General features: G+C 71.8%; 23 protein-coding genes and 1 other RNA gene. 13 read left to right on the forward strand and 11 right to left on the reverse strand.

The annotated features are described in order from the left end of the window. Positions 1-28 precede the first annotated feature (28 nt). Positions 29-1,174, reverse strand: a complete 1,146-nt coding sequence (locus tag ACT01A_RS08280; RefSeq protein ID WP_445151767.1) for an acyl-CoA dehydrogenase family protein — start codon at positions 1,172-1,174, stop codon at positions 29-31. A gap of 3 nt (positions 1,175-1,177) precedes the next feature. Continuing rightward, positions 1,178-1,849, reverse strand: a complete 672-nt coding sequence (locus ACT01A_RS08285) for a TetR/AcrR family transcriptional regulator (protein ID WP_445151768.1) — start codon at positions 1,847-1,849, stop codon at positions 1,178-1,180. A gap of 150 nt (positions 1,850-1,999) precedes the next feature. Between ACT01A_RS08285 and ACT01A_RS08290 the strand changes: the two genes are divergently transcribed. From ACT01A_RS08290 to ACT01A_RS08300, 3 genes are read left to right on the forward strand one after another with little or no spacing between them, the layout of a single operon-like run. Further along, entirely contained in the window at positions 2,000-2,401 is a 402-nt protein-coding gene (locus ACT01A_RS08290; RefSeq protein WP_445151769.1) for an effector-associated constant component EACC1, read from the forward strand. Beyond that, positions 2,398-3,753: a caspase family protein gene (locus tag ACT01A_RS08295; RefSeq protein WP_445151770.1), complete on the forward strand. Its 1,356-nt coding sequence runs from the start codon at positions 2,398-2,400 to the stop codon at positions 3,751-3,753. The genes ACT01A_RS08290 and ACT01A_RS08295 overlap by 4 nt, the downstream gene beginning before the upstream one ends. A 10-nt stretch (positions 3,754-3,763) precedes the next feature. Beyond that, positions 3,764-5,656: an MDR family MFS transporter gene (locus ACT01A_RS08300; protein WP_445151771.1), complete on the forward strand. Its 1,893-nt coding sequence runs from the start codon at positions 3,764-3,766 to the stop codon at positions 5,654-5,656. Here the strand turns inward: ACT01A_RS08300 and ACT01A_RS08305 are convergent. Further along, entirely contained in the window at positions 5,646-6,647 is a 1,002-nt protein-coding gene (locus ACT01A_RS08305) for an NADP-dependent oxidoreductase (RefSeq protein ID WP_445151772.1), read from the reverse strand. The genes ACT01A_RS08300 and ACT01A_RS08305 overlap by 11 nt on opposite strands. 9 nt (positions 6,648-6,656) lie before the next feature. Next, entirely contained in the window at positions 6,657-7,853 is a 1,197-nt protein-coding gene (locus ACT01A_RS08310) for an ROK family transcriptional regulator (RefSeq protein WP_445151773.1), read from the reverse strand. A gap of 63 nt (positions 7,854-7,916) precedes the next feature. Here ACT01A_RS08310 and ACT01A_RS08315 point away from each other — a divergent pair, with 63 nt between their 5' ends. Together ACT01A_RS08315 and ACT01A_RS08320 are read left to right on the forward strand one after the other, a co-directional pair. Further along, positions 7,917-8,813: an ROK family protein gene (locus ACT01A_RS08315; protein WP_445151774.1), complete on the forward strand. Its 897-nt coding sequence runs from the start codon at positions 7,917-7,919 to the stop codon at positions 8,811-8,813. Beyond that, on the forward strand, positions 8,810-9,940 hold the full coding sequence (locus tag ACT01A_RS08320) for an ABC transporter substrate-binding protein (protein WP_445151775.1): 1,131 nt from the start codon (positions 8,810-8,812) through the stop codon (positions 9,938-9,940). The genes ACT01A_RS08315 and ACT01A_RS08320 overlap by 4 nt, the downstream gene beginning before the upstream one ends. A gap of 2 nt (positions 9,941-9,942) precedes the next feature. Here ACT01A_RS08320 and ACT01A_RS08325 read toward each other — a convergent pair whose 3' ends face one another. After that, positions 9,943-10,143 (reverse strand): hypothetical protein, encoded by a 201-nt coding sequence (locus ACT01A_RS08325; protein ID WP_445151776.1) that lies wholly within the window; start codon positions 10,141-10,143, stop codon positions 9,943-9,945. 62 nt (positions 10,144-10,205) lie between these two features. Between ACT01A_RS08325 and ACT01A_RS08330 the strand changes: the two genes are divergently transcribed. After that, on the forward strand, positions 10,206-11,081 hold the full coding sequence (locus ACT01A_RS08330; protein WP_445151777.1) for an HAD family acid phosphatase: 876 nt from the start codon (positions 10,206-10,208) through the stop codon (positions 11,079-11,081). On the opposite strand, the gene ACT01A_RS08335 is transcribed toward ACT01A_RS08330, so the two are convergent. Then, entirely contained in the window at positions 11,047-12,222 is a 1,176-nt protein-coding gene (locus tag ACT01A_RS08335; RefSeq protein WP_445151778.1) for an MFS transporter, read from the reverse strand. The genes ACT01A_RS08330 and ACT01A_RS08335 overlap by 35 nt on opposite strands. A gap of 56 nt (positions 12,223-12,278) precedes the next feature. On the opposite strand from ACT01A_RS08335, the gene ACT01A_RS08340 reads away from it, so the two are divergent. From ACT01A_RS08340 to ACT01A_RS08350, 3 genes are read left to right on the forward strand one after another with little or no spacing between them, the layout of a single operon-like run. Further along, positions 12,279-13,217, forward strand: a complete 939-nt coding sequence (locus tag ACT01A_RS08340; RefSeq protein ID WP_445151779.1) for a VOC family protein — start codon at positions 12,279-12,281, stop codon at positions 13,215-13,217. Beyond that, positions 13,214-13,864, forward strand: a complete 651-nt coding sequence (locus ACT01A_RS08345) for an alpha/beta hydrolase (RefSeq protein ID WP_445151780.1) — start codon at positions 13,214-13,216, stop codon at positions 13,862-13,864. Before ACT01A_RS08340 ends, ACT01A_RS08345 begins: the two co-directional genes overlap by 4 nt. Beyond that, positions 13,861-14,352, forward strand: a complete 492-nt coding sequence (locus tag ACT01A_RS08350; protein ID WP_445151781.1) for a MarR family winged helix-turn-helix transcriptional regulator — start codon at positions 13,861-13,863, stop codon at positions 14,350-14,352. The genes ACT01A_RS08345 and ACT01A_RS08350 overlap by 4 nt, the downstream gene beginning before the upstream one ends. On the opposite strand, the gene ACT01A_RS08355 is transcribed toward ACT01A_RS08350, so the two are convergent. Further along, a complete protein-coding gene (locus ACT01A_RS08355) occupies positions 14,349-14,870 on the reverse strand; it encodes a hypothetical protein (RefSeq protein ID WP_445151782.1) in 522 nt (173 codons plus the stop codon). The two genes, ACT01A_RS08350 and ACT01A_RS08355, sit on opposite strands and share 4 nt — an antisense overlap. Positions 14,871-14,901: 31 nt before the next feature. On the opposite strand from ACT01A_RS08355, the gene ACT01A_RS08360 reads away from it, so the two are divergent. Next, a complete protein-coding gene (locus tag ACT01A_RS08360) occupies positions 14,902-16,467 on the forward strand; it encodes a phytoene desaturase family protein (protein WP_445151783.1) in 1,566 nt (521 codons plus the stop codon). Here the strand turns inward: ACT01A_RS08360 and ACT01A_RS08365 are convergent. Continuing rightward, a complete protein-coding gene (locus tag ACT01A_RS08365) occupies positions 16,464-16,691 on the reverse strand; it encodes a hypothetical protein (RefSeq protein WP_445151784.1) in 228 nt (75 codons plus the stop codon). The two genes, ACT01A_RS08360 and ACT01A_RS08365, sit on opposite strands and share 4 nt — an antisense overlap. Positions 16,692-16,774: 83 nt before the next feature. On the opposite strand from ACT01A_RS08365, the gene ACT01A_RS08370 reads away from it, so the two are divergent. Continuing rightward, positions 16,775-17,008 (forward strand): hypothetical protein, encoded by a 234-nt coding sequence (locus tag ACT01A_RS08370; protein ID WP_445151785.1) that lies wholly within the window; start codon positions 16,775-16,777, stop codon positions 17,006-17,008. 26 nt (positions 17,009-17,034) lie between these two features. On the opposite strand, the gene ACT01A_RS08375 is transcribed toward ACT01A_RS08370, so the two are convergent. From ACT01A_RS08375 to ACT01A_RS08385, 3 genes are all read right to left on the reverse strand, one after another. Beyond that, complete coding sequence (locus ACT01A_RS08375) at positions 17,035-17,829, reverse strand: hypothetical protein (protein WP_445151786.1); 795 nt, start codon at positions 17,827-17,829, stop codon at positions 17,035-17,037. A gap of 116 nt (positions 17,830-17,945) precedes the next feature. Beyond that, positions 17,946-18,316, reverse strand: a transfer-messenger RNA (tmRNA) gene (ssrA, locus tag ACT01A_RS08380). An 18-nt stretch (positions 18,317-18,334) separates the two neighbouring features. Then, positions 18,335-18,865, reverse strand: a complete 531-nt coding sequence (locus ACT01A_RS08385) for a GNAT family N-acetyltransferase (RefSeq protein ID WP_445151787.1) — start codon at positions 18,863-18,865, stop codon at positions 18,335-18,337. A gap of 234 nt (positions 18,866-19,099) precedes the next feature. Between ACT01A_RS08385 and ACT01A_RS08390 the strand changes: the two genes are divergently transcribed. Together ACT01A_RS08390 and ACT01A_RS08395 are read left to right on the forward strand one after the other, a co-directional pair. After that, positions 19,100-20,899 carry a M3 family oligoendopeptidase gene (locus tag ACT01A_RS08390; protein WP_445151788.1) on the forward strand — a complete coding sequence of 600 codons (1,800 nt, stop codon included), beginning with the start codon at positions 19,100-19,102 and terminating at the stop codon, positions 20,897-20,899. Further along, on the forward strand, positions 20,896-21,750 hold the full coding sequence (locus ACT01A_RS08395) for a site-2 protease family protein (protein ID WP_445151789.1): 855 nt from the start codon (positions 20,896-20,898) through the stop codon (positions 21,748-21,750). Before ACT01A_RS08390 ends, ACT01A_RS08395 begins: the two co-directional genes overlap by 4 nt.

Consider the following 21,750-nt stretch of genomic DNA (forward strand, 5'->3'; position numbering starts at 1 on the left):
TCGCAAGGCATCGTGTCTCCGCGATCGGTCATGCCGCTCCCTTCAGCCGCGGCAGCCCGAGCACGCGCTCCGCGACGATGTTCTTGAGGATCTCGGTCGTGCCGCCCTCGATCGTGTTGCCGCGCGAGCGCAGCAGCTCGTAGGCCCAGCGGTTGCCGTTGGTCAGCGCGTCGGCACCGAGCAGGTCGGCGGCGAACTGCGCCAGCTCCTGGTTGGTCTCCGACCACATCCACTTGGTCAGTGAGCCCTCGGGGCCGGGCGTGCCGTACTTCTCGATCGTCGTCAGCCCGCGGTAGGCGGTCAGGCGCAGGATCTCGGCCTTCATGTGCAGGTAGCCGATCTTGTCGGCGACGACCGGATCGTCGAGCAGGCCGCGCTCGGCCGCCTCCTCGACCAGCTCGTCGAGCAGCTGGCGCAGGCGGACCTGAAGGAAGAACGCCAGACCCGAGCGCTCGTTCATGAGTGTCGTCAGCGCGACCTTCCAGCCGTTGCCCACGCCGCCCAGGACGTTCTCGTCCGGGATCCGCGCGCCCTCGATGAACAGCTCGTTGAACTCCGGCTCGCCGGTGATCTGGACCAGCGGGCGCACCTGCACGCCGGGCTGCTCCATGTCCATCAGGAAGTAGGTCAACCCCTTGTGCTTGGGGGCGTCGAAGTCGGTGCGCGCGACCAACATGCACCACTTGGAGTACTGCGCGCCGGAGGTCCAGACCTTCTGGCCGGTGACGACCCACTCGTCGCCTTCCTTGACGGCCTTGGTCTTCAGCGCCGCGAGGTCGGAGCCCGCGTCCGGCTCAGAGAAGCCCTGGCACCAGATCTCCTCGGCGGTGAGGATCGGCGGCAGGTAGCGCTCCTTCTGCTCGGGCGTGCCGAAGGTCATGATCGTCGGGCCTGCGAGCAGGATGCCGAGCACGTTGGCCGGCAGCGGCCGGCGCGCGCGGCCGAGCTCCTCGAAGAAGATCGCCGACTCGGTGATCGACGCGCCGCGGCCGCCGTACTCGCTCGGCCAGTGGACGGCCGCGTAGCGGTCGTCAGCCAGGCGCTTCTGCCAGTCGCGGCGGTAGGCGTAGGACTCGTCCTCGCCCTCGGGGGACGGGCCGGGGTCGTTGTTCTCGAACCAGGCGCGCAGCTCGTCGCGGAACGCGGCCTCGGAGTCGGAGAAGGTCAGGTCCATGGGTCAGGAGCCTCCTTCGGGGGTGTGGGGTTGGAGCGCGGCAGCGCCTTCCAGGAAGGCGACCGCGGTGAGCGTAAGCTCGTCGGTGAGCTCGGGAAGGTGCTCCAGCTCGCCCGCTCTGACGCGAGCGCACACGAGCTGGTCGACACCGGCGGAAAGGATGAAGAGCGCGTCGTCGGACGGCATCCGCAGCTCGGGACGCTCGCGCAGGGCGGCGCGGAACGACGACTTGTAGCGGTCGGCGAAGGCGCGCAGCGCGGTGTCGCGCGCGGCGCCGGCGAGCGGGCCGGCCATGTGGACCTCGAAGAGGTGGGTGCGGGCGAAGCGCGGCTCGCCGGCCAAGGTCTCCAAGTAGGCGCGCAGACCGGTCCGCAGCCGAGCGACCCAATCACCTTCGGCCTCGGCGCGGATCGCGGCGCGGATGCGCTCCACGATCACGTCGATCCCGTACTGGTAGGCCGACAGGAAGCACTCCTCCTTGGAGGCGAACTGCGCGTAGAACGTGCCGCGGGAGACGCGCGCGGCACGGACGACGTCGGCGACCGTCGCGGCCGCGTAGCCCTTCTCCGCAACCGCCTGGATCATCCCTTCGACCAGGCGCGCGCGCTGGGAGCCGCGCGGGGCGAGGTGCCCGCCGATCTCCGGGTGCGCTGCGACGAGGGACAGGTCCGCCACCCTCCGTACCTTAGAGGTACACCGCGGTACTCGCAAGGTACCGAGTCAGAGATCTTGTAGTGGATCGGGTCTCCAACCCATGCTGACACGGTGTTCGGCGCGACCGCTGAGCATCGCTCGGCGTAGGGTCGGCCCGCGGAACGCCGCCCTATGCCCACACCGCCGTCCCCCTTTCCCCCGCTCGCGATCGCCGTCGCGCTTCAGGACGACGCCGACGCGCAGGAGCTGGACACCGCCGCCCGCGCACTGCGGGACGAGCTGCTTCTGCTGGACGTCGACGCGGTCGAACGCGTGCCGGCCGGCGCCGTCCCCGAGGGCGCGCGCGCCGTCGAAGCATCGGTGCTCGCCGCGATGGCCGTGCAACTCGGCCAAGCCACGCTCGGCGCGGTCCTCGGAACGATCCGCGACTGGGTCGGCCGCGGCACCGGCCGCTCAGTGAAGCTCAGCATCGACGGCGACACGATCGAGCTGTCGCGCGTCTCCGGCGACGAGCAGCGCGAGCTGGTCGCGGCGTTCTTGGCCCGCCACGGCGCCGACGGTCCGCCGCCATGAGCCCGGCGTCCGGCGGCCGGCATGCGCTGATCGTCGCGACGGCCCGCTACGACGACCCCAAGCTGGATGCCCTGCGCGCGCCCGCGACCGACGCCGCGGCGCTGGCGGCGGTGCTCGCCGATCCCGCCAAGGGCGCGTTCGAGGTCGAGACGGTCCTCGACCAGTCGCAAGGGACGGTCGCGCGCCGGATCGCGAGCTTCTTCCGCGACCGCCGACCCGACGACCTGTTGTTGGTGCACTTCTCCTGCCACGGCGTCAAGGACGACCGCGGTGAGCTGTTCCTCGCCGCCACCGACACCGAGGTCGACCTGCTCAGTGCCACCGGCGTCTCGACGCAGTGGCTGAACGACCAGATCACGCGGACGCGCTCCAGGCGCACCGTGGTCCTGCTGGACTGCTGCTTCAGCGGCGCGTTCCCGTTCGGGATGCGCCCGCGGTCGCCGACGATCATCGACGCGCCTGACGAGTTGCAAGGCCGCGGCCGCGCGATCATCACGGCCTCCAGCGCGATGGAGTACGCCTTCGAGGGCGACCAGCTGACCGGCGCAGGGCAGCCGTCGATCTTCACCGCGGCGATCGTCGAGGGGCTGGAGACCGGCCGCGCCGACCTCGACGGCGACGGCCGCGTCTCGGTCGACGATCTGTACGACTACGTGTACGACCGCGTCCGCGAGCGCACGCCGAGCCAGACGCCGAGCAAGAAGAGCGACCTCGAAGGGCCGCTGTACCTGGCGACGACCGAGGGCGGGACGCTGCCGCAGGAGGCGCCGCCGCCCGTTGCGCCGCCGCCCGGTCCCGCCCGTCGCCTCCGCGGACGCCGCCGCCTCGCCGCCCTTGCGGCCGCCGGAGTCCTCGCGGTCGGAGCGGTCGCGGCCGTCGTCCTCGCGACCGGCGACGGCAGCGGGGGCGCGGGCGACTCCGTCGACCCCACCGCCTGGACGCCGGACTGGTGCGCCCCGAGAGACGCGCAGGACCCGATCGCGCAGATCGACGCCCAGCAGGCGGTCAGCTGCGACGTCCCGAACCGGCTCGTGCAGAGCGACGTCCACGGCGCGTCGGCGACGTTCGCGCGCTACGGGAACGCCGCCGACGCGCGCCAGGCGCTCAAGATCGAGCGCCGCACCCTCGCCGCGAAGGGCGGCTCCTCGGCGTGCGACGACGGCGCCGAGCAGGAGCTGACCTCGATCTACGAGGCCGGGCTCGCGTACTGCGTCCCGCAGCCTGACGGCCGGACCTGGGTCGGTTTCAACGACGACGGCTCGGACGTCACCGGATCGATCAGCTTCGATGAGCCGACCACCGAGGGCGCCGCCGTGGACGGCGCCGGGAGCGCCATGGGCTGGATCGGGTAGGACCTGGCGCATGTCCCCCACCGCGGAGCGGCCCCGCGTCGGCGTCGTCATGGCCGGGCTCATGCTGGTCATGCTGCTCGCGTCGCTGGATCAGACGATCGTCTCGACGGCGCTGCCGACGATCGTCGAGGAGCTCGGTGGGCTGGAGCACCTGTCGTGGGTGGTGACCTCCTACCTGCTCGCGGTCACGGTCGTCACGCCGCTGTACGGCAAGCTCGGCGACCTCTTCGGCCGCAAGCTCGTGTTGCAGGCGGCGCTCGTCCTCTTCCTGGTCGGCTCGGTCCTCTGCGGGCTCGCGCAGGGGATGACCGAGCTGATCGCGTTCCGCGCGATCCAGGGGCTGGGCGGAGGCGGGCTGATGGTCTCCGCGCAGGCGGCGATCGGCGACGTCGTCGCCCCCGCGCAACGCGGCAAGTACTCCGGGCTGTTCGGCGCGGTGTTCGGCGTGTCGAGCGTCGCCGGACCGCTGATCGGCGGCTTCTTCACCACGCACATCTCGTGGCGGTTCATCTTCTACGTCAACCTGCCGCTCGGCGTGCTGGCGCTGGCGGTGCTCGCGGTCACGCTGCCCGATCCCGGCGAGCGGGTGAAGCGCGCGATCGACTGGGCGGGGACGCTGACGCTCGCGCTGGGCTTGAGCGCGATCATCCTGATGACGACGCTCGGCGGCACGTCCTACGACTGGGGCTCGCCGGTGATCGTCGGGATGGGCGTCTTCGGCGTCGCCTCGCTCGTCGCCTTCGCGTTCGTCGAGCGTCGCGCCGCCGAGCCGATCCTGCCGCCCGCGCTGTTTGGCAACCGCGTGTTCGTGGTCTGCAGCGCGGTCGGGCTGATCGTCGGCTTCGGCCTCTTCGGCGCGCTGACCTACCTGCCGCTCTTCCAGCAGGTCGTCCGCGGCCTCTCCCCTACCGCGTCGGGCCTCCAGCTGCTGCCGGTCATGGGCGGGTTGTTGGTGTCCTCGATCGCCTCCGGGCAGATCATCACGCGCACCGGCCGCTACAAGGCGTTCCCGATCGCCGGCACCGCGGTCGCCGCGTTGGGCATGTACTTGTTGTCGTCGCTGGACGAGAACACGTCCTCCGGCGTCGCCGCGCTGCACATGCTGGTCCTCGGCCTCGGGCTCGGCATGGTCATGCAAGTGCTGGTGCTTGCCACCCAGAACGCCGTGCCGTACCAACTACTCGGCGTCGCGACCTCCGGGGCGACGCTGTTTCGCTCGATCGGCGGCTCGCTGGGCACCGCGGTGCTCGGCGCGATCTTCACCAACAAGCTGACCTCCGAGCTGCCGTCCGGCGCCGCGCCCGGCACGCCCGGGTACGTCCCCGCGTTCACCGACGCGCTCGACCTGGTGTTCTTGGTCGCCACCGGCGTGCTCGTGCTCGCGTTCCTGCTGACGTGGATGATCCGCGAGCAGCCGCTGCGCCAGACCGTGGAGACGTCGGCCGGCCTCGGCGAGTCGCTCGGCGCGCCCGTCGACACCGACTCGCTGCGCGAGGTCACCCGCGGCCTGACGCGCCTGGTCGGCCGCGAGCGCACGCTCGTGTTCCTGGCCGACACGACGCGCCGCGCCGGCGTCGACCTCGAGCCCGGCCCCGCCTGGCTGCTGCTCGTCCTCGGCCGCCCGGAGCCGCCATCACTGGACGAGATCCGGGCTCGCGGCGTGCCGCCCGAGCGCCTCGACGCCGCGCTGGCGGCGCTGCGCGAGCAGGGCGCGCTCGCCCAGGACGGCGGCACCGAGCTGACCGACACCGGCTGCACGCTGCGCGAGCGGCTCGTGGCCGCCCGCACCGACGGCCTGCGCACGCTGGTCGCCGACTGGGAGCCGGACGAGCAGAACCCCGAGTTGGACCCGCTGATCGCCCGGCTCGCGCAGGAGCTGGAGCAGCCGACGCCTACAGCTTGACGACCATCTTCCCCGTGTTGGCGCCGCGCAGCAGGTCGATGAACGCCTGCGGGGCGTTCTCCAGCCCTTCGCGCACGGTCTCGCGGAACTGAATCCGCCCGTCGGCCACGGCCGGGGCGACCTCGGCGATCAGGTCCTTCACGCGCGCGCCGTGGTCGGTGACGATGAACCCGCGCAGCGTGATGCGCTTGCCGACCAGGGTCATCATGTTGCGCGGCGCCGGGTTGGGCTCGGTCGCGTTGTAGTTGGAGATCATCCCGCACAGCGCGGCGCGGCCGTGCAAGTTGAAGGCGTCGATCGCCGCTTCCAGGTGATCGCCGCCGACGTTGTCGAAGTACACGTCGATGCCGTCCGGCGCGGCGGCCACCAGCTGCTCGGTGACCGAGCCGTCCTTGTAGTTGAAGGCCTGGTCGAAGCCGAGGTCGTCGCGCAGGTGGGCGACCTTCTCGGCGCTGCCCGCGCTGCCGATCACCGTGTGGCCGCGCAGCTTGGCGATCTGGCCGGCGAGCGAGCCGACCGCGCCCGCGGCACCCGACACGAACACGACGTCGCCGTCCTTGAGGCCCGCGACGTCCAGCAGCCCGGCGTACGCGGTCAGCCCCGGCATGCCGAGCACGCCGAGGAAGGCGGACTCCGGGATCCCGTCGGCGTCGACCTTGCGCACGTGCTTGCCGGCCAGCACCGCGTGCTCGCGCCAGCCGAGCTGGTGGACGACGACGTCGCCGACCGCCAGGCCCTCGGCGTTGGATGCGACGACCTCGCCGACCGCGCCGCCGTCGAGCGCCGCGCCGAGCTGGAACGGCGGCGTGTAGGACTTCACGTCGTTCATGCGCCCGCGCATGTACGGATCGACCGACATGAAGGTGTTGCGAATGAGGACCTGATCCTCGCCCGGGTCGGGCAGCTCGACTTCGGCCAGCTCGAAGTCGGTGGGCTTGGGCTCGCCGTGGGGACGCGCCGCGAGCCGGATCTCACGTGTGGGGGTGGACATCCCCCGATCCTAGGACGGTGCGAGCCGCCCGTCGCCCGCGCGCTCGCTGAAGACCAGCTCGCGGGCCGTGTCCAGCGCGGTCGCGATCGCGCCGAGCAGGATCGCGTCGTTGCCCAGCTCGCTGAGCACCACCGGCGGGCGCAGCGGGGTCAGCGCCTCGACCGCCGCGCCGAGATGGTCGAGCAGGACGTCCGCGTTGGCGCCGACGCCGCCGCCGAGGACGACGAGCGCCGGATCGACGATCGCGGCGACCGTGGCAACCACGAACGCCAGGCGCTCAGCCTCGCGCTCGACCGTCGCGCGCGCGGTCGCATCGCCGGCCGTGGCCGCGTTGAAGATCCGTTCGGGCGTCAGCGCGCCCTTCATGCCCATGGCCTTCGCCGTGCGCACGATCCCGCCCGCGCCCGCTGCCTCCTCCAGCGCGCCGCGCGGCGAGCGCCGGTCGCCCTCGGCCAGCGGCAGGAAGCCGACCTCGCCGGCCGCGCCCGATGCGCCGCGGTGCAGCTCGCCACCGACGACGACGCCCATGCCGACGCCGGTGCCGATCGACAAGTACACGAAGTCGTCGACGTCGCGGCCGTGCCCGTAGGCGCGCTCGCCGAGCGCGGCCAAGTTGATGTCGTTGTCGATCGCCAGGCTCGGTGTCAGCGCGCCGCGCAGCTCGTCGACGAGCCCCGCCCGCCCCCAGCCCGGCAGGTTCGCCGCGTAGCGCAGCCGCCCGGTCTGCGGATCCAGCACGCCGGGCGAGCCGACGACCGTGTGGACGACGTCGTCCCACGCCAGGCCGGCCTCCTCGACCACCGCGTGCGCGAGCGTGCGGACGTGCTCGACGAGCGCACCGGCGCCGCGGGCGCGATTGCGCTCGTCGCGGCGGGCGACGACCTCGCCGCCGAGGTCGGAGATCGCCACGCGCACGTAGGCGCGGCCGACGTCGACGCCCACGACGTAGGCCGCGGTCGGGTCGACCTCGTAGAGCCCGGCCGAGCGCCCGCGCTCGCCGGTGCGCCGGCCCGCCGCGCGGACGAGCCCGGCCCGCTCGAGGTTGGCGAGCGCCTGCCCCGCGGTTGGCTTCGAGACGCCGGTGGCGGCGGCCAATTCGGTCCGCGACGCGGGCCCGCCGGCGAGCAGCCGCTGGAGCACGGCGCGCTCGTTGATCGCGCGCAGCAGCCGCGGGCGTCCGGGGCGCAGGTGCTCGTCGGCGGCCACGGCGGGCAGCCTATCGGCCTTGACGTCACGGCTATTCGGAAAGTAGGTTTCCTTTCTCGGCTGATGGCAGACACTCTCCTCCCTCCCTCCGGCTACGTGCTGGCCGTCGACTTCGGCGGCACGAAGGTCGACGTCGCGGTCGCCGGTCCGGACGGCCGCGTGCTCGCCACCGAGCGCCTGGCGACCGACGCCGCCCGCGGCGCCGAGCAGGTCGTCGACCGCGCGCTGGACGCCGCGCACGCGCTGCTGGCCGACCGCCCGCTGCTGGCCGCCGCGGCCGCGTCGCCGGGCATCGTGCTCGACGACCGGATCCTGCTGGCGCCCAACGTGCCGGGCTGGACGGAGCTGGCGCTGGCCGAGCGTCTGCGCGACGGCCTCGGGATCGAGCACGTCGTCACCGCCACCGACGTCAAGGCCGCGACGCTCGCCGAGCTGCGCTGGGGCGCGCTGCGCGGCGCCGACCCCGGCGTCTTCCTCAACCTGGGCACCGGCCTGGCCGCGGGGATCGCGATCGGCGGCCACGTGCTGAGCGGCGCGCACGGCGCGGCCGGGGAGATCGGCTACGCGCTGCGCGGCGCCGCGGGCGACGGCCCGCTCGAAGAGGCCGTCGGCGGCCGGGCGCTCGGCGAGCGCCTCGGCGCGGCGTCGGCTGCGGACGCGTTCGCGCGCGCCGAGGCCGGCGATCGCGAGGCCATTGCCTTGGTCGACGCGGCGCTCGACGAGCTCGCCGTCCACGTCGCGAACCTCGCGATCCTCGTCGACCCGCAGCGGATCGCGGTCGGCGGCGGGATGATGGGCGCCGCGGACCGCGTGCTGGCCGCGCTGCGCACGCGCCTGGCCGCCGCGCCGTTCCCGCCCGAGGTCGTCCCCGCGCACTTCGTCCACGACGCCGCGTTGCACGGCGCGATCGCGCTGGCGCTCGCAGCAGCAGACCACCACCGAGGAGGAGCAGCACCATGACCATCACCACGAGGCGCGCGCTAGCGACGCTGGCGTGCGTGGCCGCGACCGCCGGGTTGGCGGCCTGCGGCGACAGCAGCGACGACAAGGCCTCCGGCACGGGCACGAGCACCGCCGCGGCCAAGAGCGGCGGCAAGGGCGGCTCGATCGCCCTCCTGCTGCCCGAGACCAAGACCACCAGGTACGAGCTGCACGACCGCCCGAGCTTCGTGGCCAAGGTGAAGGCCTTATGCCCGGACTGCACGATCGACTACGCCAACGCCAACCAGGACCCGGTCCGCCAGCAGCAGCAGGCCGAGGCCGCGATCACCAAGGGCGCCAAGGTCATCGTGCTCGACGCCGTCGACGCCAAGGCCGCCGTGGCGACCGTCAACCGCGCGAAGGCCGCGGGCGTCCCGGTCGTCGCCTACGACCGCCTGATCACCGGCGCGCCGGTCGACTACTACGTGTCGTTCGACAACGTGAAGGTCGGCCAGCTCCAGGCCCAGACGCTGGTCGACAAGATCGGCGACGCGGGCAAGGGCAAGTCGGTGGTGATGATCAACGGCTCGCCGACCGACCCGTCGGCCGGGGACTACAAGAAGGGCGCGCACTCGGTCCTCGACAAGGCCCAGGTCAAGATCGGCAAGGAGTACGACACGCCGGACTGGTCGCCCGACAAGGCCCAGCGCGAGATGGAGCAGGCGATCACCGCCCTGGGCAAGGACCAGATCGTCGGCGTCTACTCCGCCAACGACGGGATGGCCTCTGGCGCGATCGCGGCGATGAAGGGCAACGGCATCGACCCCAAGTCGCTCCCGACGACCGGCCAGGACTCCGAGGTCGCCGCGATCCAGCGGATCCTCGCCGGCGAGCAGTTCATGACCATCTACCTGGCGATCAAGAAGCAGGCCGAGGCGTCGGCGCAGATCGCGGTCGCGCTGGCCAAGGGCGAGGACGTCCCGTCCGGGCTGGTCAACGCCAAGACCGACAACGAGGCCGGTCAGGTCCCGTCGGTGCTGCTGGCGCCGACGGCGGTGACCAAGGACACCATCAAGGACACGATCATCGCCGATGACTTCCTGAAGCCGTCGGAGATCTGCACGGGCAAGTACGCGGCGGCCTGCACGGCCGCGGGCATCTCCTAGGCCTAGGCCTGCGGCTCGCGGCGCTCGTTGCCGCGCTTGAAGTTCCCGGTGACGCGGGCCATGAGGAGCTGCTCCTCGTGGCCCGCGTCCAGCGCGGCGCGGAAGCGCTCGGCGCGCGCGCCCGTGAGCGTCACCACGTGGCGGTTGCGGTGGCTGATCATGACCGTGCCGTCCTTGCGGACGCGGTAGGCGAACTGACCCACAGGCCCGACGCTAGCGCCCAGTTGGTGTGAAGGCCACACGAGTTGGGGATACGCGATGCATCATGAAGCGCTTCCTAGCTCTCCTGCTGGCGGCCTGCGGGCTCGCCATCGCCCCGGGCGCCGTCGCCCACGACGGGCCCAAGGGCCCCACGCCCACGCCGGCCGACGCAGTCCCGACGCCCGACCCGATCATCACCAAGCTCGGCGCCACGCCGATGATCACGCTCTGGGACGGCGGCGGCGGGCTGCCCTACCTCGGGTCCACCACCTCCTACAACGCGGGCGACCTGAAGGCCGTCCTGACCCAGTACCACGACAGCGGCGTCTACGACGCCCAGATCGCCAAGGTCGACGGCGTCGCGATCAAGTGGCTGAACAAGTTTGGCCAGCAGCGCTCCGACCTGGCGCGCAAGGCCAAGAAGGCCCGCGCTGCTCACCACGGCAAGGACAACGACCGCCGTGGCGGCCAGAAGAAGTCCAAGTGGTGGCAAAAAAAGCAGGCGATCGTCTTCGACGTCGACGAGACCGCGTTGTCCAACTACTCCGCGATCGTCGCCGACGGCTTCGTCTACGGCCCCAAGTCGCAGGCCGAGGCGGTCGACGAGATCGGCACGGCGATCAAGCCGTCGCTCGACCTGTTCAACTTGGCCAAGTCCAAGGGCGTCGACGTCTTCTTCATCACCGGCCGCGGCGAGGCGGTGCGCGACCACACCGCTTCCAACCTCGCGCGTGAGGGGTTCACGGGGTACAAGGAGTTGGTGTTGAAGCCCGCGGGCTTCACGGGGACGACCGTGGCCTACAAGGCCGGCGCCCGCAAGGCGATCGAGGACCAGGGCTACAACATCCTCGCGTCGGTCGGCGACCAGTACTCCGACCTGGCGGGCGGCTACGCGGACCTCGCGGTCAAGCTGCCGAACCCGTTCTACTACCTGCCCTAGAGGTTCTTAGGGCACCTGCGCCGGCCGCGAAGGCCACGCACAACGTCGCGACGATCGCGAACGCCGCCGGAAGCGAGGCGGCGCTCGCGATCGCGCCGACGATTCCTGGCGCGGCGAGGCCCGCCCCGTAGGCGACGGTCGCCACCGCGGCGATCCCCTGACCGGCGTGCGGCACCGCACGGCCGCCGGCGGCGAACGCGAGCGGGACGACGGTCGCGATCCCGAGGCCGACGAGCGCGAAGCCGGCGATGGCGACCGGTGGCGTGCTCGCGACGACCACCGTGAGCGCGCCGGCCGCGGCCAGCGCGCCTCCGCCCCGCACCGTCGCTACCGGCCCGGCGCGCGCGACCACACGGTCCCCGCGCAGCCGCCCGAGCGCCATCGCGGCGGCGAACGCGGTGTAGGCCGCCGCCGCGGTGGCGGGCCCGGCGTCCACCACGTCGCGCAGGTAGATCGCCGACCAGTCCGCGCAAGCGCCCTCGGCGAAGACCGCGCCGAAGCCGACCAACCCGATGATCAACACGGGGCGCGAGGGCCACGCGAGGTGCGGGCCTTCTGACCGGTCCACCCCGCGCGGCGTCTTGCGTGCGACGACGCCGGTGACCGCGAGCAGCAGCGTCGCCACGAGCGCGAGGTGGACGCGCGCGTCGACGTCCGCGTGCGCGGCCGCGACGCCGGTCAGCGATCCCGCCATGCCGCCGAGCGACCACGCGCCGTGCAGCCCGGACATGAGCGGCCGCCCCGCGCGCTCCTCCAGCGCGACCGCCTGGGTGTTCATCGCGACGTCCGCCGCGCCGGCGAGCGCGCCGAAGACCAGGAGCGCGAGCCACAGCAGCGCGTAGCTCGGTGCCAGCACCGGCCCGAGGACCGCGACCGCCATCGCCGCGAGCAACACGCCGGTGACCGTCCGGCCGTCGCGGCGGTGGACCAGCGCGCCGGCGGGCGGCATCGCGACCAGGGCGCCCAGCGCGGGCGCCAGCAGCGCGAGGCCGAGTGCGCCCGGATCGAGGTCGAGGCGGTCGCGAATCCACGGGATCCGGGTGGCGAACGAGCCGTTGATCGCGCCGTGGACGGCGAAGAGGACGGCTACAGGGATGCGACCGGGCGTCGCAGCCAGCGCTTTTGTTGCGGGCGCAATCATCTGCTATAGTTGCGCCAGCAACCACTTCCACCCACTTCTTCACCGGAAGGCATCACATGCGTCTCGAGGGTCTCCACCACATCACCATGATCACCGGCGACGCCCAGTCCAACGTCGCGTTCTACGCCGACACGCTCGGCCTGCGCCTGGTCAAGAAGACCGTCAACTTCGACGATCCCAGCGCCTACCACCTCTACTTCGGCGACGAGTCCGGCGCCCCCGGCTCGATCCTGACGTGGTTCGAGTTCGCCGGCGCGGTCCGTGGCCGCGCGGGGATCGGCATGATCCACACGCTCCAGCTCGGCGTACCCAGCGCGGCGTCGATCGAGTTCTGGGCGACGCGCCTGGCGGACCGCGGCGTGAGCGCCGAGCGCTCCGGCGACGGCACCTCGCTCGTCTTCGAGGACCCCGACGGGCTGCGGCTGCAGCTCGTGGTCGCCGACGATGGCAACCCGCCGTTGCAGGCGGTGCACCCCGAGGTCCCGACCGAGCACGCGATCACCGGCCTGGAGGGCGCGCGCGCCTACTCGATGTTCAGCTCCGTCGAGGAGTCCGTGCTGACGGACGTCCTGGGCTTCGAGCACGAGGGCAACGGCGAGTACCGCCTGCAGGGCGTTGACCGCCACTTCCACTGGGCCTATGACGCGGCTCCGGCGCTGGCCCCGCGGCCGGGCGCAGGCACGGTCCACCACATCGCGTGGGCGTCGCAGGACGACGACCACTTGAAGTGGCAGGCGCGGATCGCCGAGGCCGACGGGTACGTCACCGAGGTCAAGGACCGCGACTACTTCAACGCCATCTACTTCCGCGAGCCGCGTGGCGTGCTGTTCGAGATCGCCACGATGTCCCCCGGCTTCGCGGTCGACGAGGATGCGGCGCACCTCGGCGAGGCGCTGCGGCTGCCCAAGCAGCACGAGCACCTGCGCGCCGAGCTGGAGCGGACGCTGCAGCCGGTCGTCAACCCGCGGACGGTCGCGTCGGAGGTGTCGGCGTGAGCTCCTTGATCTACCGCGAGCGCCCGGCCGCCGGGGAGGCGGCCGGGCTGCTGGTCCTGCACCACGGCCGCGGCGCCGACGAGAACGACCTGCTCGGGCTCGCCGACGTGCTCGACCCGGAGCGGCGACTGCACGTCGTCACGCCGGGCGGGCCGCTGACGATCCCGGGCTGGCCGGGCAAGCACTGGTACGTCGTGCCGCGCGTCGGCTACCCGGATCCGGAGACGTTCTGGGCGGCGCACGCCAAGTTGTCGTCCTTCCACGACGAGCTGTGGGAGCGGACCGGGATCGCTGCGGATCGGACGATCTTCGGCGGGTTCTCCATGGGGTCGGTCATGTCCTACACCATGGGGTTGGACCCGTCGCGCCCGGCGCCCGCGGGGATCCTCGCGTTCAGCGGGTTCGTGCCGACGGTCGAGGGCTGGACGCCGGACGTCGCGGGCCGCGCATCGAGCGGGTTGAAGGCCTTTATCGCCCACGGTCGCCAGGATCCGGTGATGGACGTCGAGTTCGCCCGGCAGGCGAAGGCCTTGCTGGAGGCCGGCGGCGTGCCGGTCGAGTACCACGAGTCCGACGCCGCCCACCACATCGACCCGGCGCACGTGCCGGCGGCGGTGCGGTTCGTGCAAGAGACGTTGTTGGGATGACCGATCGCGGCTGGACGCCCGCCGAAGCCGACGCCTGGATCGGCCTGCTCGAGACGCACAAGCGGATCACGCGCGCGCTCGACGCCGAGCTGGACGCGGCCCACGGCCTGGGGCTGAGCACGTTGGAATTGCTCAGCCGCCTGGCCGCGGCGGGCGACGCGTGGCCGCGGCTCTCGGTGCTGGCCGGTGAGACGGGGTTGTCGCTGTCGCGCGTGTCACGGCACATGGACGCGCTGGAGCGGCGGGGCCTCGTGCAGCGGCGCAAGTGTGAGACGGACTCGCGGGCGGTCGAGGCGCACCTGACGGTGGAGGGCGCGCGCGTCGTCGCAGAGGCCGAGGCCGCCCATGCCGAGGCGGTGCGCGAGCAGTTCTTGTCGCAGTTGAGCTCCGAGGAGGCGGCGACGCTCGCTCGCGTCTTCGCCCGCTTCGCCCCGCGTGCTGCCGAGGCGTGCGCGGTGGCCGAAGCCAGCGCCAGCGCCGCTCGCTAGGCGGCGTCGCCCTCGGCGGCGCCGCTTGGCTCCGGCGGGAACTCGCCCAGTGCCCATTCCACCGTCAGCTCCTCGCGCCAGTAGGGCCGACCGGCGATCAGCACGTACTCGCCGGTCCGCGGGTCCATCGGGAGCTGGCGCTCGACGGGGTACCACTCGTTGTGGTCGCGGACGAGGTCGTTGACGTCGTCGAACGAGCGCGCCTGCACCAGCGCGCGCCACTCGCGCGCGAACGCCGCGTCGTCGTCCGGATGCTGGGCGCGCAGCCACTCGCGATCCGCCGCCAGCCGCCGCCGGTGCATCCGGATCCCGGTCTCGATGTCGCGCAGCCGCTCCATCCAGCGCGGCATCACCGCCCCGCGCAGGTAGCCCTCCAGGCTGCGCTCACGGTGCAGCTCCTGTTGGGAGAGCGGCTTGCCCTTGCGGTCTTCGCCGTCGAGGCTGCGGATGACGCGCTTCTCGACGGCGGACAGCTTTGGATTGTCGGGAGTTCGGTCCTCGGCCACGACGCGCTTCACGCTAGCGCGCGTCGTGTGAGACTCCAGGGCGATGGTCGACGTCGTCATCGTCGGAGGCGGGCACAACGGGCTGGTCGCCGCCGCTTACCTGGCCCGCGCGGGCCGCTCGGTGCTGCTGCTGGAGCGCCGAGACGAGCTGGGCGGCGCGGCCGTATCGGAGCGGCCGTGGCCCGGCGTCGACGCGCGGCTGTCGCGTTACGCGTACCTGGTGTCCTTGCTGCCGCGGGTCATCGTGGATGACTTGGGGTTGTCGTTGCGGTTGGTACGGCGGCGGGTGTCGTCCTACACGCCGGACCCGCGAGTGGGCGGCGCGCACGGGTTGTTGGTGGACAATGGCGACGCGGCCGCGACCGCCGCGTCGTTCGCGCGCGTGACCGGGGGCGAGGGCGGCGCGCTGGAAGCATGGCGCGCGTTCTATGCCCGGACCGCGCGACTCGCCGAGCGGGTCTTCCCGACGCTAACCGAGCCACTGCTCACACGGGAGGAGATGCGCGCACTGGTCGGCGACGACGAGACGTGGACGATGCTCTTCGAGCGGCCGTTGGGCGAGGCGCTGCGCGCGTCGTTCGACGATGACCTGGTCGCGGGCGTGGCGTTGACCGACGGGTTGATCGGCACGTTCGCGGATGCCGACGACCCGAAGTTGGGGCAGAACCGCTGCTTCCTGTACCACGTGATCGGCGGCGGGACCGGGGACTGGGACGTGCCGATCGGCGGGATGGGCGCGGTCAGCGGGGCGCTCACGGAGACGGCGCGGGCGGCGGGCGCGGAGCTGCGCTGCGGCGCCGAAGTGCTCCATGTCGACGACGGCGACTGCACGGTCACATGGCGCGACGCCGCGGGCGACGAGCAATCCGTCCGGGCCGGACACATCCTCGTCAACGCGGCCCCGGCTGAGCTCGACGCGTTGCTCGGCCGCACCACCGCCGCCGACGCTCCGCGACCCGAGGGCGCGCAACTCAAGGTGAACGTGTTGCTCTCGCGCCTCCCCCGCCTGCGCGATCCCGACGTCGCGCCCGAGACCGCGTTCGCCGGGACGTTCCACGTCAACGAGACCGCCACGCAGCTGCGCACCGCCTACGAGGAGGCGGCGTCCGGCCGCATCCCGTCGCTGCCGCCGTGTGAGACCTACTGCCACTCCTTGACCGACCCCACCATCTTGGGTCCCGAGCTGCGTGCAGCGGGCGCACAGACGCTGACGCTCTTCGGCCTGCACATGCCGACGCGCCTCTTCATGGAGGACAACGACACCGCCCGCGACGCCGCGCTGGCCGCGACCATCCGCTCGCTGGAGTCCGTCCTCGCCGAGCCGCTCGACGACGTGTTGTGGCGCGCGCCCGACGGGACGCCGTGCTTGGAGGTCCGCACGCCGGTCGACCTGGAGCGCGAGCTGCGCCTGCCCGGCGGCAACATCTTCCACCGCGACCTCGCCTGGCCGTTCGCCGAGCGCGACGACGAGGCCGGCACCTGGGGCGTCGAGACCAACCACCCCAACATCCTGCTCTGCGGCGCGGGCGCACGACGCGGCGGCGGCGTGTCCGGGATCCCGGGCCGCAACGCCGCGATGGCCGTGCTGAGCCGCGGCCGCCGCGGCTAACCCAGCAGCCGCGCGACCTCGGGGTGCGCGTCGAGCAGCTCCCCGAGCGTCCGGGCCTGCTCCGCGTCGACGAACACGCCGACCTGCGTGCCGTCACGCACCGGCTCGTCCCAGACGCGCGCCAGGTCCATCACCTCCGGCGTCATCGACCCGCGATCGATCACCCGATCGCGAATCGCCTTCCACGCCCCCTCCGTCAACCACAGCGGCTCAGCCAGCGACATGCCCCGAGCCTAGCCGTGCCGGGCCACCTTCGCAGCCTTCCAACTATCCGGAGGCACCCTCCGGGTGTGCTATAGTTCGAAACGTGTCGAACCTCCCCACCCCCTCCTCCACCCTCCCCATCACCCCGACCTACCGCGCTCGCAAGCGCCGCGCCAAGCGCGGGATCGTGGCCAACTACATCCACGAGATCTCCCCACGCCACCGCGCGAGCGAGCCGGTGACGGCGACGGCGACGGCGACCGCGGTCGCCTCGGTACCCGCCGTCGCGCCAGCGGCGATCACCACTGCCATCGCCGCCGAGCCGAGCGCCGGTTAGCGCCGTCGAGAGCTCACACCGCGCGGCTAGGCCGCTCCACCGCCGCGGAAAGCCTGCTGAACCCTGAGGGCGCCGCGCGGCGCCCTCAAAGGCTTGACGTCGTCAAAGCGACTGAAGCGGATGTCCACCATGGAGTCGGTCTCGTCATCGTCGCCCTCGTCGCAGCCGGGGTCCGAGGGGGCGGTGCCGGGCTGGATCGGCCCGGTCTGCTCGGCGCGCAGGAGCCGGTGCGGCGCGTTGCGCCGGATGTAGAAGCGGCCGGACGCGCCGCCAGCCACGTCGCCGGCGTCCTCGACGATCGTCACGGCCTGGCCGTTGACCGTCCCGGTCCCCTTCTGGGTGAGGGTCCCGCTCCCGCTGAGCAGGCAGGCAGACATGTGCTTGGGGCCCATCTTCTCCAGCACGCTGGTGATGCCGCCGTCCGGCGCGTCCTGCACCACCCAGCGGCCGACGAGCCGCTTGATGACGTCGTAGGGCACCTCGTTGTCCGTCGTCTCGTTCCAGAACGCGGTGTTGCCCTTCAGATACGCGTCGCCCTTCAGGAGGATCATCTCCGCGCGGCTCTCGCCAACGGTCAGGACGATGTGCCCGGACCCGTTCGGCAGCAGGTCGCCGGTCAGGTCCGTAGACGTCCCGTCCGCGTCCTCGACGTGCCCGGCGATGTGGTAGCTCCGGACCTTCGCGAGCTCGCGCGCAGCGTCCTCCATGACCGCCCTCCCCGAGGCCGGCGCGGCGACCGCGCCCTTCGTGGCGGCGGACTCCGAGCCCTCGCCGCCGGCACCGCACCCGCCCACGACAAGCGCCGCGGCGACGATGATCACGAACGTTGACCGAACAGGACGCATGACGCTTCTTTCGGCCGCCACGGCGCCCACGACCACCGTCCTTGGACGGATGAACGACGAAGGCCCCGCCGGGGCGGGGCCTTCGTCGAACAAGGTGGAGACGGTGGGAATTGAACCCACGTCCGCGACCGCGTACTGGCGGCTTCTACGAGCGTAGTCGGCACTCTGATCTCGTCTCCCGATCGCCTTGCCGACGGGGTTGCGGGAGACCAGCCTCCTGAAGATGTCCCCCCTTTGGCGGAGGCGGACCGCCGGGGGTAGAGCCGGCATGTTTGATTCCGCGTCCCGACGGCCGGCAGGCCGGGGGCGAAACCTCACCTACTGAGTCTGGTTAGAGACTAAGCAGCGAGGGCGTACTCGTGAGAGTCCGCACATATGGTTTTCCCGGTGTTTTACGAGGCCTCCGGGACCTCGGCTCGCGACCACCAGAACGGAACCGACCACGTCGAAGCCTGTCGTCCCCATGCTGGTGAATCACTGGTCATTGTAGCTCGCCGGGCGAGATCCCGAGCACGGTCAGCCTCCGGCCGGTCGCGGGGTGGATCCGATCGGGGCGCGGCGACATCCCCAGCTTCTCCGCGACCCGCAACGAGCGGTCATTCGCAGGGTCGATGATCGTGATCACCTCGCGCATGTCGTGCTCCTCGAAGGCGAACGCCAGGGCGGCGCGTGCGGCCTCGGTCGCGTAGCCAACGCCCCACGCCTCGCGCGCGAAGCGCCAGCCCACCTCCACCGCCGGCAGCACGGCCGGCAGGAACATCGGCACGGTCAGGCCGCAGAAGCCGAGCAGCACCCCCGGATCGTCCCGCAAAGCCACGGCCCAGAGCCCGAACCCACGGTCATCCCACTCGCGCTCGAAGCGCGCGATCAGGTCGTCGCTCAGCCCGCGCCCCAGGACATGGCCGCGGCCGATCCAGCGCATGACCTCGGGGTCCGCGTTGATCGCGGCGAACAGCGCGGCGTCCCCCACCCGCCAGCGCCGCAGCAAGAGTCGTTCGGTCTCAACGTCCATGAACGACCGCAGAAAATAGGAGACGCAGGACCGGTCCGCTGTGAGGACCCACTCGCTCTCGCGCCCCGTAGGGCAAGCGTTGAACGGCGGGTGGCGTGGCCTCGCACCTCGGGCGGCCTCGCTCTTGCGCGGTCCGGTCCCGCGTCTTGAGAACGACGGTACGCCTCCCCACTCCCGAAAGTCAATGGCCGAACGGCTCCGTTGCCGCATCCAGCGGTCAATATCGTGAGGGACATGAGCACGACCGCACTCGAAAGCGTCGCCTGGGATCTCGACCCGCTCGTGGGCGGTGACGGCGAAGCGGGCGCCGACCGCCTCCTGGACGAGGCCGACCGCCGCGCCACCGACTTCCAGCGCCAGCACGCCGGCAAGGTCGCCGACCTGGACGGCCCGGGCCTCGCCGCCGCGGTCGCCGAGCTGGCGGAGATCTCCGAGCTGGCCGGCCGCGCCGGCAACTACGCGATGCTGCGCTTCGCCGTCGACACCGCCGACCCCGCCAACGGCGCGCTGCTGATGCGCGTCCAGGAGAAGGGCACGGCGATCGAGACCCAGCTGTTGTTCTTCGACCTCGAGTGGGCGGCGCTGCCCGACGAGCGCGCCGAGGAGCTGCTCGGCGCCGACGGCCTCGACCAGGCGCGCCACCACCTGACCACCGCGCGCCGCTACCGGCCGCACCTGCTGACCGAGGCCGAGGAGAAGATCGTCTCGGAGAAGTCGGTCACCGGCAGCGCCGCGTGGTCGCGGCTGTTCTCCGAGGTCACCTCGGCGATCAAGGTCGAGCTCGACGGCGAGGACGAGCCGGTCGCGCTGGACGTCGCGCTCTCGCGCCTGATGTCGCCGGACCGCACGCTGCGCGCGCACGTCGCCGAGCGCGTCACCGAGGCGTTGCAGCCGACGCTCCGGATCAGGGCCTACATCTACAACACGCTGATGGCCGACAAGGCCACCGAGGACCGCCTGCGCGAGTTCCCGTCGTGGATCTCGTCGCGCAACCTCTCCAACGAGGCCTCGGACGAGTCGGTCGCCGCGCTGGTCGAGGCCGTTCGCGAGGCCTATGAGATCCCCCGCCGCTGGTACCGCCTGAAGGCGCGCCTGCTGGGCGTCGAGCGCCTCGCCGACTACGACCGCATGGCGTCCGTCAGCACCGAGGACGAGAAGTCCTATGACTGGGACGAAGCCAAGGACATCGTGTTGAGCTCGTTCGGGGACTTCTCCGACGTGCTCGCCGACGGCGCGCGCCGCTTCTTCGATGAGAACTGGATCGACGCGCCCGTGCGCCCGGCCAAGCGCGGCGGCGCGTTCTGCGCCTACACCGTCCCGAGCGTCCACCCCTACGTGATGCTCAACTACACCTCCCAGCGTCGCGACGTCCTGACGCTCGCGCACGAGCTGGGCCACGGCTTGCACGCCTACCTGGCGCGCGACCGCGGCGTCTTCGAGCAGCACACGCCGCTGACGCTGGCGGAGACCGCGAGCGTCTTCGGCGAGACGCTCGTGTTCGCGCGGCTGCTGGACCAGGCCCAGACGCCGGAGTCGCGACTGGCGCTGCTGGCCGAGAACATCGAAGGGTCGATCGCGACGGTCTTCCGCCAGGTCGCGATGAACCGCTTCGAGGATCTCGCGCACACCGCTCGCCGCGGCGAAGGCGAGCTGAGCGTCGATCGCATCAGCGAGCTTTGGGTCCAGTCGCAGGAGGAGCTGCTCGGCGACGCGGTCGAGGTCACCGAGGGCTACAAGCACTGGTGGTCCTACGTCCCCCACTTCATCGGGACGCCCGGCTACGTGTACGCCTACGCCTACGGGCAGCTGCTCGCGCTGAGCGTGTACGGCAAGTACTTGGAGGAGGGCGAGTCGTTCGTGCCCAAGTACGTGGAGCTGCTGAGCGCCGGCGGGTCGAAGTCGCCGGAGGAGCTGGCGGCGATCGCCGGGCTGGACCTCACCGACCCGGGCTTCTGGCGCGCCGGGCTGGACCTCGTCAAGGGCCAGCTCGAGCAGGCCGAGGCGGCCGCCGAGGAGGTCTTGGCCAAGCGATGAGCGACGATCGCTGGCTTCCCCCGCGGGCTCCCGCGACCGACCCGCAGACGCCGGAGGACGGCGGCAGTGGGGCGTCGTCGTGGCGCGACGGCCTGCTCGGGAAGCTGGCGGCGCCGTTCATCGCGGTCGTCGCGTTCTTCTCCAAGATCAAGGTCGTCCTGATCGCGCTGACCAAGGTGAAGTTCTTGGTCAGCGCGGGTTCGATGCTCGTGTCGATCGTGGCCTACGCCTCGATCTGGGGTTGGAAGTTCGGCGTCGGCTTCGTGTTGTTGCTGTTGGTCCACGAGTACGGGCACGTGATCCAGCTGCGGCGCGAGGGTGTCAAGGACGCCAGCGCGCCGATCTTCATCCCGTTCTTGGGGGCCTTGATTTGGTCCAAGTCGCTGGGCGGCGACGCGGCGGCGGAGGCGCGCGTGGGCCTGGCCGGGCCGATCCTCGGGTCGATCGGCGCGGGAGTGTGCGTCGTGGTCTACGCCTTGACCGGCAACGAGTTCTGGCAGGCGCTGGCGTTCACGGGGTTCTTCCTGAACCTGTTCAACCTGCTGCCGGTCGGGTTCCTGGACGGCGCCCGCGCCGCCGCGGCGCTGTCGCCGTGGGTGTGGCTGCTGGGCGTCTTCGGGATCGTGCTGCTGATCCTCGTGTTCCCCAACCCCATCATCATCCTGATCGGCGTGCTGGCGATCTGGGAGACCTACCGGCGCTTCAAGCAGTTCCGGTCAGGCGACCCGGCGATCAAGGCCTACTACTCGATCGCCCGGCGCGACCGGATCGCGATCGCGGCGACGTACCTGATCCTGATCGTGGTGCTCGTCGTCGCGATGGACGTCACGCACCTGGAGCGGGACCTGTAG

This window comes from Baekduia sp. Peel2402, assembly GCF_052567285.1.